This is a genomic window from Streptomyces sp. ALB3, from assembly GCF_044385685.1.
Taxonomy (GTDB): domain Bacteria; phylum Actinomycetota; class Actinomycetes; order Streptomycetales; family Streptomycetaceae; genus Streptomyces.
Genome location: NZ_JBISCE010000037.1, coordinates 106515 through 121070 on the forward strand (window position 1 = coordinate 106515; position 14556 = coordinate 121070).

Here is a 14556-nt window from a genome sequence, read left to right on the forward strand (position 1 = left end):
GTCAGTCCTCCAGTGCGGCGAGTCCGGGAAGCGTCTTGCCTTCGAGGTATTCGAGGCTGGCGCCGCCACCGGTCGAGATATGGCCGAAAGCGTTCTCGTCGAAGCCCAGGATGCGGACCGCGGCGGCGGAGTCCCCGCCGCCGACGACGCTGAAGGCCCGGGAGTCGACGAGTGCCTGGGCCACCGCCTTGGTGCCCTCGGCGTAGTCGGGGTGCTCGAAGACGCCCATCGGGCCGTTCCAGAAGACGGTGGCCGCGTCGGCGAGCTTCGCTGCGTACAGCTTGCGGGTCTCGGGACCGATGTCCAGACCCTCCTGGTCGGCCGGGATGGCGTCGGCTGCGACCGTGGTGGGGTTCGCCGGCGCCTTGGTCTTCAGGTCCGGGAACTCGCGCGCGACCAGGACGTCGACGGGGAGGACGAACTCCACACCGAGCTCCTCGGCCCGCTTGAGGTACCCCTGGACGGCCGGGACCTGGTCCTCCTGGAGCAGCGACATGCCCACCTCGTGGCCCTTGGCCTTGAGGAAGGTGTACGCCATGCCTCCGCCGATCAGGATGCGGTCGGCCTTCTCCAGCAGGTGGTCGATGACCCCGAGCTTGTCGGAGACCTTGGCTCCGCCGAGGACCACGGCGTACGGGCGCGCGACGTCCTCGGTGAGCTTCTTGAGGACGCCGACCTCGGTGGCGATGAGGCCGCCGGCCGCGTGCGGCAGCCTGGCGGGCAGGTCGTAGACCGACGCGTGCTTGCGGTGGACGGCACCGAAGCCGTCACCCACGTACACGTCGGCGAGCTCGGCGAGCCGGTCGGCGAAGGCGCCGCGCTCGGCGTCGTCCTTGGACGTCTCACCGGCGTTGAAGCGGAGGTTCTCGATGACGGCCACCCGGCCGTCGGCGAGGGCGGCGACCGTCGCGCGGGCGGACTCACCGACGGTGTCGGTGGCGAAGGCGACCTCGGTGCCGAGCAGCTCACCCAGACGCGCGGCGGCGGGCGCCAGCGAGAAGGCCGGGTCCGGGGCGCCCTTCGGGCGGCCGAGGTGCGAGGCGACGACGACCCGGGCCCCCGCTGCCGCGAGCCGGGCGACCGTGGGCTCGACGGCACGGATGCGGCCGTCGTCGGTGATCGTGGTGCCGTCCAGCGGCACGTTGAGGTCGGCACGGACGAATACCCGCTTGCCCGCGACCCCTTCGGCGAGAAGTTCGTCGATCGTCTTCATCTGTTCCCATACTCCTTGGACGGACGGATGAGCATGCGAGGGGGCTCGAACGGCGCCGCGTCGCGCCGTCCGAGCCCCTCACATCACACCTGAATGCCTGCCGATCCTAGGATCAGAGCTGGCCGCCGACGAAGACGGTCAGGTCGACGAGGCGGTTGGAGTAACCCCACTCGTTGTCGTACCAGCCGAGGATCTTCACCGAGTTGCCCTCCTGGACCATGGTCAGGGAGGAGTCGAAGGTGCAGGACGACGGGTCGCCGACGATGTCCGAGGACACGATCGGGTCCTCGGTGTAGGTCAGGAAGCCCTTGAGGTCGCCGTCGTCGGAGGCCTTCTTGAACGCGGCGTTGACCTCGTCCTTGGTGACCTCGCGCTGGAGGGTCACGACGAGGTCGGTGGCGGAACCGGTCGGGACCGGGACACGCATCGCGATGCCGTCGAGCTTGCCCTTGAGCTGCGGGAGGACCAGGGCGGTCGCCTTGGCGGCGCCCGTCGTGGTCGGGATGATGTTCTCGGCGGCGGCGCGGGCGCGACGCAGGTCCGAGTGCGGGAAGTCCAGGATGCGCTGGTCGTTCGTGTACGCGTGGACCGTCGTCATCAGGCCCTTGACGATGCCGAAGTTCTCGTCGAGGACCTTGGCCATCGGCGCCACGCAGTTGGTGGTGCAGGAGGCGTTGGAGATGACGTGGTGGTTGGCCGCGTCGTACTTGTCCTGGTTGACGCCCATCACGATGGTGATGTCCTCGTCCTTGGCCGGAGCCGAGATGAGGACCTTCTTGGCGCCGCCGGCGATGTGCTTCTCGGCGTCGGCCTTCTTGGTGAAGATGCCGGTCGACTCGATGACGATGTCGACGCCCAGCTGACCCCAGGGGATGTCGGCCGGGTTGCGCTCGGAGAGCACCTTGATGGTGTGGCCGTCGACGGTGATGGTGTCGGCGGTGTGGCTGACCTCTGCCTTGAGACGACCCAGGATGGTGTCGTACTTCAGCAGGTGAGCCGTGGTCGCAGTGTCACCCAGGTCGTTGACAGCCACGATCTCGATGTCCGCACCCTGCTCCAGCAGCGCGCGGAAGTAGTTACGACCGATGCGGCCAAAGCCGTTGATGCCTACGCGGATCGTCACGAACCGATCTCCTCGTTAGGAACGCCGGTTTCGATGCCGGCGAGTTTTATAGGGATGTCCCCGACCGCCTCCGACCCTACCTCTCCCCGGCCTCCGAAGTGACATCGAGAGCGCCGGTACGAAGGGGGATCCGCTTACTGCCGAGTAGGAGAACGGGATTCCGGCCACCCGGGGCGGCGGAGCCGACGGCGGAGGCCCTCCCCGCCCGCCGCGCGGTCACCGAGCGTCAACGACCGCCCGGGCCCGGCCCCTTGCGGTCGCGCGGCGGGCGCCCACCCGGCGTCACGGGGAGTCACCGGCTCGGGCTCGGCGGTCGCGGCCCGTCTGCCGCCGACGACGGCGAGGGAGCCGCGGCGGCGCGTTTCCGGTACGCCGCGACGGGCCGCGAGTTCCACGCTCAACTGGGCGGCCCGACACTCAATCGATAATGCCCGCCGGGCCGGCTGCGCGTTTTCGAGGGTGCACGGGCCGGAACTGCGGAAGTCCACACCGCTCAATCGTGCGGGGCCGCACTCGGAAGTATTGCGGAAATGCCGTCCGCCTCATTCGGAATGGCTGACTCGCACCGCCGGGGAAATGCCGCCGCCCGCCGTCAGCGGTGGGCCCACGGCGGGCGATCCGGCCGCTCCCGACGGCGCGGCCGGTACTCTCCTGCCGTTCTCAGCCCACGAGGCCGTCGGCCAGCTCCTCGCTGAGGGTCGACTCCGTGCCCGGGATACCGAGGTCCTGCGCCCGCTTGTCGGCCATGGCCAGCAGGCGCCTGATCCGTCCGGCGACCGCGTCCTTGGTCAGCGGCGGGTCGGCGAGCGCTCCCAGCTCCTCCAGGGAGGCCTGCTTGTGCTCCATGCGCAGCCGCCCCGCCGCCGCGAGGTGCTCCGGGACCTCTTCGCCCAGGATCTCCAGCGCGCGCCCCACACGGGCGCCCGCGGCGACCGCGGCGCGGGCGGAGCGGCGCAGGTTGGCGTCGTCGAAGTTGGCGAGCCGGTTGGCCGTGGCGCGGACCTCACGCCTCATCCGGCGCTCCTCCCAGGCCAGGACCGATTCGTGGGCACCGAGACGGGTCAGCAGGGCCCCGATCGCGTCACCGTCGCGGACGACGACACGGTCGACCCCGCGCACCTCCCGGGCCTTGGCCGCGATGGAGAGCCTGCGGGCGGCGCCCACGAGGGCGAGCGCGGCCTCCGGGCCGGGGCAGGTCACCTCCAGCGAGGAGGACCTGCCCGGCTCGGTGAGCGAACCGTGGGCCAGGAAGGCGCCGCGCCAGGCCGCCTCGGCGTCGCAGGTGGCCCCCGAGACCACCTGCGGGGGCAGGCCGCGGATGGGGCGGCCACGGCCGTCCACCAGGCCGGTCTGACGCGCCAGCTGGTCGCCGCCGGCCACCACCCGTACGACGTAGCGGGAGCCCCGGCGCAGTCCGCCGGGGGCCATCACGATCAGCTCCGAGCTGTGCCCGAAGATCTCCAGGATGTCCCGCTTGAGCCGGCGCGCGGCCATCGCCGTGTCCAGTTCGGCCTCGATCACGATCCGGCCGCTCACCAGGTGCAGCCCGCCCGCGAACCGAAGAATCGCCGAGACCTCCGCCTTTCTGCAGCAGGTCCGGGTCACGGGAAGCCGGGAGACTTCGTCCTTCACCGCTGGCGTCATCGCCATGGGCCGATCCTTCCATGCATCCGAAAAATACGGTCGTACGCGGCGGCCAACAGCTCCGGATCATGAATCGGAACGCCGTCGGGTGAGGCCACGGGGGCCAGCTCGACCGCGGCTCCGAGCCGCTGTGCGGCGTCGGCGAGGGACTCGCGGTCGGGCACGGCGGCCTCGTCGGCCAGCACCACGTCCATGGCGAGTTTAGGGGCGTGTCGTCCCAAAACCTCCAAATGACGCTGCGGTGAGAAGCCTTCTGTTTCACCGGGCTGCGGTGCGAGGTTCAGCGAGAGGACCTTACGGGCCTTCGTGGTCACCAGCGCGTCGAGCAGTTCGGGCACCAGCAGGTGCGGGATCACGGACGAGAACCAGGACCCGGGGCCGAGCACCACCCAGTCGGCGTCCAGGACCGCGGCCACCGCCTCGGGGACCGCCGGCGGGTCGGCCGGCACGACGTGGACGGACTGCACCTCGCCGGGGGTCAGCGCCACCGTCGCCTGCCCGCGCACGACGACCGTGTCGTCGGGACTCTCCGGGTCGTGGCCCCGGACGAGCGCCTGGAGCTCCAGGGGGACGGCGGACATCGGCAGCACCCGGCCGTGTGCTCCGAGGAGCTTGCCGACCAGGTCGAGGGCCTGGACGTGGTCGCCCAGCTGCTCCCAGAGGGCGACGATGAGCAGGTTGCCCACCGCGTGCTCGTGCAGATCGCCCTTGGACTCGAAGCGGTGCTGGATGACCTGGGCCCAGGTCTGTCCCCACTCGTCGTCCCCGCAGAGCGCGGCGAGCGCCTTGCGCAGGTCGCCCGGGGGAAGGACGCCGAGCTCCTCCCGGAGCCGGCCGCTGGAACCGCCGTCGTCGGCGACGGTCACCACGGCCGTGAGGTCGCCGGTGATCCGGCGGAGCGCCGTGAGCGAGGCCGACAGCCCCATGCCGCCGCCGAGGGCGACGACCTTGGGCTGCGCGCCGCGCTTTCGGCCGGAGAGCGCGGCAGTGGCCCTGCTCAGCCGGCGCTGACGCAGATGGCGACTGGTCACTCGCGCCCCATGTCCCGGTGGACGAGGACGGTCTCGATCCCCTCGGTGGCCAGCCGGGAGGCCAGCTTCTCGGACATCGCGACGGAACGGTGCTTGCCGCCCGTGCAGCCGACCGCGATGGTCACGTAGCGCTTGCCCTCGCGCCGGTAACCGGCGGCGATGAGCTGCAGCAGCTCCGTGTACTGGTTGAGGAACTCCTTGGCGCCCGGCTGGTCGAAGACGTAGCCGGACACCTCCTCGTTGAGCCCGGTGAAGGGGCGGAGCTCCGGGACCCAGTGCGGGTTCGGGAGGAAGCGGCAGTCGACGACCAGGTCCGCGTCGACGGGAAGCCCGTACTTGAAGCCGAACGACATCACCGTCGCCCGGAGCTCGGGCTCCTCGTCGCCGGCGAACTGCGCGTCCATCTTGGCCCGCAGTTCGTGCACGTTCAGGCTGGAGGTGTCGATGACGAGGTCGGCGTCGCCCCGCAGCTCACGCAGCAGGTCGCGTTCGGCCGCGATGCCGTCGACGATGCGGCCGTCGCCCTGGAGCGGGTGCGGGCGGCGGACCGATTCGAACCGGCGCACGAGGGCGTCGTCGGAGGACTCCAGGAAGACGATCCGCCGGGTGACGTGCTTGGCCTCCAGGTCGGCGAGGGACTCCCTGAGGTTGTCGAAGAACCGACGGCCCCGGACGTCGACGACGACCGCGATGCGCGCGACGTTGCCCTGGGACCGGGCGCCGAGCTCCACCATCGTGGGGATCAGCGCGGGCGGCAGGTTGTCGACGACGAACCAGCCGAGGTCCTCCAGACACTTGGCGGCGGTGCTGCGCCCCGCGCCCGACATACCCGAGATGATCACCAGCTCGGGGATGGCGGGCGTGGTGACCTCGGCCTTCTCCGTGGTGCTTCCCGTACTCACGTGTGCTGCTCCGTCTGCTCGGCCGCGTGCGTCCTGGCGTTCATGTGCCTGCTCGGTCATGTCCTGCTGCCCCCGTCGTCCTCTTCGATGATCTCTCCTGTGGCGGTGTTCACGGCGGGCGCGGCCGGGGCGGCCGCCGCGAAGGCGGCGGCCACCGATTCCGCGGTCCTGCGCCCTATCCCCGGCACCTCGCAGATCTCGTCGATTGTCGCCTGCCGAAGCTTCTTGACGGAGCCGAAGTGCTTGATCAGCGCGTGCTTGCGGGTCTCGCCGAGGCCCGGCACGTCGTCCAGGGGGCTGCTGCGGATGCGTTTGGCACGCTTGGCCCGCTGATAGGTGATGGCGAAGCGGTGGGCCTCGTCCCGGATGCGCTGGAGCAGGTAGAGCCCTTCGCTGGAGCGCGGCAGGACCACCGGGTCGTCGTCATCGGGCAGCCAGACCTCCTCGAGGCGCTTGGCGAGGCCGCAGACGGCGATGTCGTCGATGCCCAGCTCGTCCAGGGCCCGCTTGGCGGCGGCGACCTGGGGCTGCCCTCCGTCGACGACGACGAGCTGCGGCGGATAGGCGAACCGCTTGGGTCGTCCGTCGTCCTCGCGGGGCTCCTCCCGGACGGCGGGGTCCTCGGACGCCGCACCCGCCGCGCCGGGTACGGGCCCAGCCGGTGCGGGTGCCGCGGGGAAGGGGGCCGTGGGCCCGGCGGAAGCGGGACCCACGGACGCGGGGGCGCGGTCCGCCGTCCCGGCGGGGACGGGTCCCGTGGGCGCCGGGGTCTCCTCCCACTCCCCCGTGCGCTCCTTCTCCTGGAGGTAGCGCCTGAAACGGCGGCCGATGACCTCGTGCATCGACCGCACGTCGTCCTGGCCTTCGAAGCCCTTGATCTGGAAGCGGCGGTATTCGCTCTTGCGGGCGAGGCCGTCCTCGAAGACCACCATGGACGCGACCACGTCGTCGCCCTGGAGGTGCGAGATGTCGAAGCATTCGACGCGCAGCGGAGCGGTGTCCAGACCGAGCGCCTCGGCGATCTCCTCGAGTGCGCGGGAGCGCGTCGTGAGATCGGACGCGCGCTTGGTCTTGTGCAGCCCGAGCGCCTGCTGGGCGTTGCGCTGGACCGTGACCATCAGGTCCTTCTTGTCACCCCGCTGGGGGATCCGCAGGCTGACCTGCGACCCCCTGCGGCCCGCGAGCCACTCGGACACGGCGTCCGGGTCCTCGGGGAGCGCCGGGACCAGGACCTCCTTGGGAACCGAGTCGCCGGCCTCCTCCCCGTACAGCTGCTGGAGCGCGTGCTCCACCAGGCCGGCCGTGTCGACGGCCTCGACCTTGTCGGTGACCCAGCCGCGCTGGCCCCGCACCCGTCCGCCGCGCACGTGGAAGATCTGGACCGCCGCCTCGAGCTCGTCCTCGGCGACCGCGATCAGGTCGGCGTCGGTGGCGTCGGCGAGGACGACGGCGCTCTTCTCCATGGCGCGCTTCAGCGCCCCCGCGTCGTCGCGCAGCCGGGCCGCCCGCTCGTACTCCATGTCCTCGGCCGCCTGCATCATGTCCTTCTCGAGGCGGCGGATGTACGTGCCGGTGCGGCCTGCCATGAAGTCGCAGAAGTCCTCGGCCAGGTCCCGGTGTTCCTCGGGGGTGACACGGCCGACGCACGGGGCGGAGCACTTGCCGATGTAGCCGAGGAGGCAGGGGCGGCCGGTCCGTTCGGCGTTCTTGAAGACACCGGCGGAGCAGGTGCGCACGGGGAAGACCCGGAGCATCAGGTCGACGGTCTCGCGGATCGCCCACGCGTGCCCGTACGGGCCGAAGTAGCGCACGCCCTTCTTCTTGGCGCCACGCATGACCTGGACGCGGGGGAAGTCCTCGTTGAGCGTGACCGCGAGATAGGGGTAGCTCTTGTCGTCGCGGTACTTGACGTTGAACCGGGGATCGAACTCCTTGATCCAGGAGTACTCCAGCTGGAGCGCCTCGACCTCGGTGGAGACCACGGTCCATTCCACGGAGGCGGCCGTCGTCACCATCGTGCGGGTGCGCGGGTGCAGGCCGGCCAGGTCCTGGAAGTAGCTGGCCAGGCGCTGACGGAGGTTCTTGGCCTTCCCGACGTAGATCACACGGCGGTGCTCGTCGCGGAATTTGTAGACCCCCGGGGAGTCGGGGATCTGTCCCGGCTTGGGGCGGTAGCTGGAGGGGTCTGCCATGTCCTACACCCTACTGGCGGGCAGTGACAGAGCGGCATTTCCGGGTCCCGGGGGCCGGGGAGCGAGGGCCTGTCAGACCCCGGGACCCGCGACGAGCTTTCCGCCCTCGAGCCGCACGGGGACGGAGGGCAGCGGCACCGTGGCCGGCCCCTGCAGCGCCTTGCCGGTGGTCATGTCGAAGCGACTGCCGTGACAGGGGCAGTTGCCCTCGTTTCCCTCGACCTTGTCCAGGAGGCAGCCCGCGTGGGTGCACTGCGCGCTGAAGGCCTTGTACTGGCCGGCCGCCGGGCAGCTCACGACGACCCGCTGCTCCCGGTAGAGCTTCGCCCCGCCGACCGGGACCTCGTCCGCGGCACCGAGCTCCACGGGCGCGGTGGGCGTCGGTGTCTGCGCGTGGCCGAGCTTCGAGTCGGTCGAACAGGCTGCCGCTCCCAGCCCGGCGGCACCGGCGAGCGCGGCGCCCTTCAGTACGGTACGGCGGGCGGCGGGCAGGCCGGACATGCGGTCTCCACTGGTCGGGGGGACAGAGAGCCGCCGTCACCGTCCGGGGCACCGGGTGCCACGGAGACCGGGCACGGGCCGCACCTGAGGGCACGGGCGACAGACCCGACGATACCGGCGGAGAACGCCGGCCCTGCGACCGGCCCCTGAGGAGCCCGGCGGCTGGGGCGGGCACGGCGGGACAGGGCGGCCCCTGTGCGGGGTACCGCCCTGTCCCGGCGCGGGTCAGGCCTTCCGCGCGCGGGCGGCCTTCTTCTCGGGCGCGGGCTGCACGGCCGTCGCCTTCGCGGCCGTCCTCGCCGTGGCGGTCCTGCGGGCAGTGGACGCCTTCGCGGCGACGGCCTTCTTGGCGGGGGCCTTGCGGGCCCTGCGGGCCGCCGGCACAGCGGCCTCACCGATCCGCTCCGCCCCCAGGACCTCCTGGAGGAACTTCCCGGTGTGACTGGCCGGTACGGAGGCGATCTGCTCCGGGGTGCCCTCGGCGACGACCAGACCGCCGCCGTTGCCGCCCTCGGGGCCCATGTCGACGACCCAGTCGGCGGTCTTGATGACATCGAGGTTGTGCTCGATGACGATCACCGTGTTGCCCTTGTCGACCAGGCCCGAGAGGACCGAGATGAGCTTGCTGATGTCCTCGAAGTGCAGACCGGTCGTCGGCTCGTCCAGGACGTAGACCGTGCGGCCCGTGGAGCGCTTCTGCAGCTCGCTGGCCAGCTTCACCCGCTGCGCCTCACCGCCGGAGAGCGTCGGGGCGGACTGGCCGAGCCTCACATAGCCGAGGCCCACCTCGTTGAGCGTGCGCAGGTGCCGGGCGATCGTCGGGACGGCCTCGAAGAACTCGAGGCCCTCCTCGATCGGCATGTCCAGTACCTCGGCGATGGACTTGCCCTTGTAGTGGACCTCCAGCGTCTCCCGGTTGTAGCGCGCACCGTGACAGACCTCGCACGGGACGTACACGTCCGGCAGGAAGTTCATCTCGATCTTGATCGTGCCGTCGCCCGAGCAGTTCTCGCAGCGCCCGCCCTTGACGTTGAACGAGAAGCGGCCCGGCAGGTAGCCGCGCACCTTCGCCTCCATCGTCTCCGCGAACAGCCTGCGGACATGGTCGAAGACCCCGGTGTACGTGGCCGGGTTCGACCGGGGCGTACGGCCGATCGGCGACTGGTCGACATGGACGACCTTGTCGACGAGGTCGTCGCCGTCGACCCTGGTGTGCCGTCCGGGGACCGACTTCGCGCCGTTGAGCTCGCGTGCGAGGTGGGTGTAGAGGATGTCGTTGACCAGGGTCGACTTGCCCGATCCGGACACGCCGGTGACGGCTGTGAGCACACCGAGCGGGAAGGAGACGTCGATGTCCTGGAGGTTGTTCTCCCGGGCGCCGTGCACCGTGAGCGTGCGCTTCGGGTCGACGGGACGCCGGACGTCCGGCATCTCGATCGCCCTCTTGCCCGAGAGGTACTGGCCGGTGATCGACTCCTTGTTGGCCAGCAGCTCCTCGAGCGAGCCGGAGTGGACGACCTTGCCACCGTGCTCACCCGCGCCGGGGCCGATGTCGACGACCCAGTCGGCGACCTTGATGGTGTCCTCGTCGTGCTCGACGACGATGAGCGTGTTGCCCATGTCCCGGAGCCGGACCAGGGTCTCGATCAGCCGGTGGTTGTCCCGCTGGTGGAGGCCGATGGACGGCTCGTCCAGCACGTACAGCACGCCGACGAGCCCCGAACCGATCTGGGTCGCGAGCCGGATGCGCTGGGCCTCGCCGCCGGACAGGGTGCCGGCCGCGCGGTTGAGCGAGAGGTAGTCGAGGCCGACGTCGACGAGGAACTTCAGCCGCTCGTTGACCTCCTTGAGGACCCGCTCGGCGATCTTCTTGTCGCGTGCGGTCAGCTTGAGGCGTCCGAGGAATTCGGCGCACTCGCTGATCGACATCGCGGCGACCTCGGCGATGGACCTCTCCATCACCGTCACCGCGAGGACCAGCGGCTTGAGCCGGGTGCCCTCACAGGTCGGGCAGGCGACCTCGCGCATGTAGCCCTCGAAGCGCTCCCGGCTGGAGTCGCTCTCGGCCTCGGAGTGCCGCCGCTTGACGTACTGGACCGCGCCCTCGAAGCGGGGCGTGGTGTAGGCGCGCTCGCGCCCGTACCTGTTGCGGTAGCGGACCTCGGTCTGGATCTTGTGGCCGTGCAGGAGGGCCTTCCTGGCGCGCTGCGGGAGCCCGGCCCAGGGGATGTCCGTGCGGAAGCCGAGGGCGTCGGCCAGAGCGGTGATCTGGCGCCCGAAGTACTCCTTGGTGTGGCCGTGCGACCAGGGGTGGATCGCGCCCTCGTCCAGGGACTTGTCCTCGTCCGGGACGATCAGCTCCGGGTCCACCTCCATCCGCGTGCCGATGCCCGTGCAGTCCGGGCAGGCGCCGAAGGGGGAGTTGAAGGAGAAGGAGCGGGGCTCGAGCTCCTCGAAGGAGAGGTCGTCGTACGGGCAGTAGAGGTGCTCGGAGTACATCCGCTCACGCTCGGGGTCGTCCGCCTCGAGGTCGACGAAGTCGAGCACGACCATGCCGCCGGACAGCCCCAGGGCCGTCTCGACGGAGTCGGTCAGCCGGCGCTTGGCGCTCTCCTTCACCGTCAGGCGGTCGATGACCACCTCGATGGTGTGCTTCTCCTGCTTCTTCAGCTTGGGCGGCTCGGAGAGCTGGACCGTCTCGCCGTCGACCCGGGCCCTGCTGTACCCCTTGGTCTGGAGATCGGCGAACAGGTCGACGAACTCCCCCTTGCGCTCGCGCACCAGCGGGGAGAGGACCTGGAACCGGCTGCCCTCGGGCAGGCCGAGCACCTTGTCGACGATCGCCTGCGGTGACTGGCGCGCGATGGGCCTGGCGCACTCGGGACAGTGCGGCTTGCCGATCCTGGCGAAGAGCAGCCGGAGGTAGTCGTAGACCTCGGTGATGGTGCCGACCGTGGAGCGCGGGTTGCGCGAGGTCGACTTCTGGTCGATGGAGACGGCGGGCGAGAGGCCTTCGATGAAGTCCACGTCCGGCTTGTCCATCTGGCCGAGGAACTGCCGGGCGTACGAGGAGAGGGACTCCACGTAGCGCCGCTGGCCCTCGGCGAAGATCGTGTCGAACGCGAGCGAGGACTTGCCCGACCCGGAGAGCCCGGTGAAGACGATGAGGGAGTCACGGGGGAGATCGAGCGAGACGTTCTTCAGGTTGTGCTCGCGCGCGCCACGGACGATGAGACGGTCGGCCACGCCGGTCCGCACCTTTCTGGAGAGAAGTGGGGGAACTGAGCCCCTGTCCCAGGGTATGGGGGGCGCCACAGCGATGTACGAAGCTTTCGACTCCGAGCGTATAGCACGCGCATTCGATTTACGGACGACCGAAGACTCCTTCACCCGAATGAGTGGCGGGGTCTACGCTCGGCGTCATGACTGATCATGCGCGCGACCTGGAAGCTGTACGTGAAGCGACCGATCGGCTGCTCAGCGCCACGGACAAGATGGACCACGGCGCCGTCGCCGAGCCGTCGCGTCTGCCCGGCTGGAGCCGCGGCCATGTTCTTGCCCACCTGTCACGTAACGCCGACGCCCTCCTGAATGTTCTCCAAGGGCGCCCGATGTACGCGAACAGCGAAACCCGGGACGCCGACATCGAGCGGGGCGCGCACCGGCCTCCGGCCGAGCAGCTCTCCGACCTGCGCGCGAGCGGCGCCGCCTTCCTGGCGGCGGCCGAGGCGCCGGCCGACTGGTCACGGAGGGTCACCCTGCGCAACGGTGTGACGGACTCGGCCTCCCGGGTCCCCTTCCGCCGCTTGGCGGAGGTCGAGCTGCACCACGTCGACCTGGGGGTGGGCTACGAGCTGGAGGACCTGCCGGAGGAGTTCGTCATCCGGGAGAACGACTTCCTGGCCGAGCGTTTCGCCGGGCACCGCGACGTCGTCCCCACGACGGCGGTCACCGCGGACGGCCACCTGTGGACCACGGGCGGCGGGGCCGACGGCGATCCGGTCACGGTCCGGGGCACGGCCCCCGACATCCTCGGCTGGCTCAGCGGGCGTCGTGACGGCTCCGCACTCACCGTGACGGGCGGCAGCCTTCCCGCGCTGCCGCCGCTATAGGCTGCGTCACATGACGTACAGCGGAACGGTCAAGGTCGGCGGACCTGCGGATGTGCACGAGCTGACGGATCTGATGATCTCCAAGGTCGCCGTCGGCCCGATGAACAACAACGCGTATCTGCTGCGCTGCCGGGCCACCGGTGAGCAGCTCCTGATCGACGCGGCCGACGAGGCCGGCACCCTGCTGCGGCTGATCGGCGAGGACGGCATCGCGTCCGTCGTCACGACGCACCGCCACGGTGACCACTGGCAGGCGCTCGGGGAGGTGGTGGCGGCCACCGGGGCGCGGACCTACGCCGGGGAGTTCGACGCCGAGGGCATCCCGGTTCCGACCGACGTGCCCGTCGCGGACGACGACACGGTCCGGGTGGGCAGGGTCACACTGACCGCCAGGCATCTGACCGGCCACACCCCCGGGTCCATCGCCCTGGTCTACGACGACCCGCACGGGGCGCCGCACGTGTTCACCGGCGACTGCCTCTTCCCCGGCGGCCTGGGCAACACCCACGAGGACCCGGAGGCGTTCGCGAGCCTGCTCCACGACGTGGAGACCAAGCTCTTCGACCGCCTGCCGGACGAGACGTGGATCTACCCCGGCCACGGTCACGACACCACGCTCGGCGCGGAGCGCCCGCAGCTGCCGCAGTGGCGCGAACGCGGCTGGTGAACCGGTGAACGCCCGACGGCCGGGGCCCCTGGGGCCCCGGCCGTCGGTGTGTCCGTCAGGCGTTACTGCTCCGCGCCGACGTTCTCGCTGTCGTCCTTCTTCTCGTCCTTCTCCGCGGCTTCCTGCTTCTTGGAGGCGATGAGGCTGGTGATCGTGGTGATCACCAGGACACCGCAGATGACGGAGAGGGAGAACGGGATGGAGATCTCCGGGACGTGCACCCCGGACTCGTGCAGGGCGTGCAGCACCAGCTTGACGCCGATGAACCCGAGGATCACCGAGAGCCCGTAGCTGAGGTGGACCAGCTTCTTCAGCAGACCGCCGATCAGGAAGTACAGCTGACGCAGGCCCATCAGGGCGAAGGCGTTGGCGGTGAAGACGATGTACGGGTCCTGGGTCAGGCCGAAGATCGCCGGGATGGAGTCGAGCGCGAACAGCACGTCGGTGGTGCCGATGGCGAGCATGACCACCATGAGGGGGGTCATGACGCGCTTGCCGTTGTTCCGGATGAAGAGCTTGGTGCCGTGGTACCTGTCGGCGACGCCGAAGCGGTGCTCGATCGACTTCAGGAGACGGTTCTCCTCGAACTCGTCCTCCTCGTCGTCGGCCCGCGCCTCCTGGATCAGCTTCCAGGCGGTGTAGATCAGGAACGCGCCGAAGATGTAGAAGACCCACGAGAAGTTGGCGATGACCGCGGCACCGGCGGCGATGAAGATCGCACGCAGCACCAGGGCGATCAGCACACCGATGAGCAGAACCCGCTGCTGCAAGTGGGAGGGCACCGAGAACTTCGCCATGATCAGGACGAAGACGAAGAGGTTGTCGACACTGAGCGACTTCTCGGTGATGAAGCCGGCGAAGAACTCGCCCGAGGCCTGGCTCTCCCCGAAGACCAGCAGACCCAGTCCGAAGAGGGCGGCCAGAGCGATCCAGACGACGGTCCAGATTCCGGCTTCCTTGGTCGACACGTCATGGGGCTTGCGCCCGATGAAGAAGTCGACGGCGATGAGGGCGCACAGACCAAAGATGGTCAGCGCCCAGAGGGTCCATGAAACGTCCACTGCGCCTCCGGCAGTTTGCTACGGGCTATAGATCAGCGTCGTCGCTGCCGGAGGTCTCTTCCACCCGGGAGCGCGGGATGCGCGCCGGGCCGACGCCCCGGGACCGGTCA

Annotated in this window: 11 protein-coding genes; 2 read left to right on the forward strand and 9 right to left on the reverse strand. The window is 70.1% G+C overall.

What is annotated here, in order from left to right; all coding sequences use genetic code 11:
- Position 1: 1 nt before the first annotated feature.
- From ACHFIV_RS22580 to uvrA, 8 genes are all read right to left on the reverse strand, one after another.
- Positions 2–1213, reverse strand: a complete 1212-nt coding sequence (locus ACHFIV_RS22580; RefSeq protein ID WP_398971959.1) for a phosphoglycerate kinase — start codon at positions 1211–1213, stop codon at positions 2–4.
- Between the two features lie 112 nt (positions 1214–1325).
- Complete coding sequence (gene gap, locus ACHFIV_RS22585; RefSeq protein WP_104789935.1) at positions 1326–2336, reverse strand: type I glyceraldehyde-3-phosphate dehydrogenase; 1011 nt, start codon at positions 2334–2336, stop codon at positions 1326–1328.
- A gap of 660 nt (positions 2337–2996) precedes the next feature.
- Positions 2997–3986 (reverse strand): DNA-binding protein WhiA, encoded by a 990-nt coding sequence (gene whiA, locus ACHFIV_RS22590; protein ID WP_018104603.1) that lies wholly within the window; start codon positions 3984–3986, stop codon positions 2997–2999.
- The gene (locus ACHFIV_RS22595; RefSeq protein WP_398971963.1) at positions 3977–5011 is read right to left on the reverse strand and encodes a uridine diphosphate-N-acetylglucosamine-binding protein YvcK; all 1035 of its coding nucleotides are present in this window, start codon (positions 5009–5011) and stop codon (positions 3977–3979) included. The genes whiA and ACHFIV_RS22595 overlap by 10 nt, the downstream gene beginning before the upstream one ends.
- Positions 5008–5913 carry an RNase adapter RapZ gene (gene rapZ / locus ACHFIV_RS22600; RefSeq protein ID WP_398971966.1) on the reverse strand — a complete coding sequence of 302 codons (906 nt, stop codon included), beginning with the start codon at positions 5911–5913 and terminating at the stop codon, positions 5008–5010. The genes ACHFIV_RS22595 and rapZ overlap by 4 nt, the downstream gene beginning before the upstream one ends.
- 56 nt (positions 5914–5969) lie before the next feature.
- Positions 5970–8105 (reverse strand): excinuclease ABC subunit UvrC, encoded by a 2136-nt coding sequence (gene uvrC / locus ACHFIV_RS22605; protein ID WP_398971969.1) that lies wholly within the window; start codon positions 8103–8105, stop codon positions 5970–5972.
- Between the two features lie 72 nt (positions 8106–8177).
- Positions 8178–8606 carry a Rieske (2Fe-2S) protein gene (locus ACHFIV_RS22610; RefSeq protein WP_398971971.1) on the reverse strand — a complete coding sequence of 143 codons (429 nt, stop codon included), beginning with the start codon at positions 8604–8606 and terminating at the stop codon, positions 8178–8180.
- A gap of 225 nt (positions 8607–8831) precedes the next feature.
- Complete coding sequence (gene uvrA / locus ACHFIV_RS22615) at positions 8832–11852, reverse strand: excinuclease ABC subunit UvrA (protein WP_398971974.1); 3021 nt, start codon at positions 11850–11852, stop codon at positions 8832–8834.
- A 176-nt stretch (positions 11853–12028) separates the two neighbouring features.
- Between uvrA and ACHFIV_RS22620 the strand changes: the two genes are divergently transcribed.
- On the forward strand, positions 12029–12718 hold the full coding sequence (locus ACHFIV_RS22620) for a maleylpyruvate isomerase family mycothiol-dependent enzyme (protein ID WP_398971977.1): 690 nt from the start codon (positions 12029–12031) through the stop codon (positions 12716–12718).
- A gap of 10 nt (positions 12719–12728) precedes the next feature.
- A complete protein-coding gene (locus ACHFIV_RS22625; protein WP_398971979.1) occupies positions 12729–13385 on the forward strand; it encodes an MBL fold metallo-hydrolase in 657 nt (218 codons plus the stop codon).
- Between the two features lie 62 nt (positions 13386–13447).
- Here ACHFIV_RS22625 and ACHFIV_RS22630 read toward each other — a convergent pair whose 3' ends face one another.
- Positions 13448–14446: a TerC family protein gene (locus tag ACHFIV_RS22630; RefSeq protein WP_398971982.1), complete on the reverse strand. Its 999-nt coding sequence runs from the start codon at positions 14444–14446 to the stop codon at positions 13448–13450.
- Between the last annotated feature and the right edge of the window lie 110 nt (positions 14447–14556).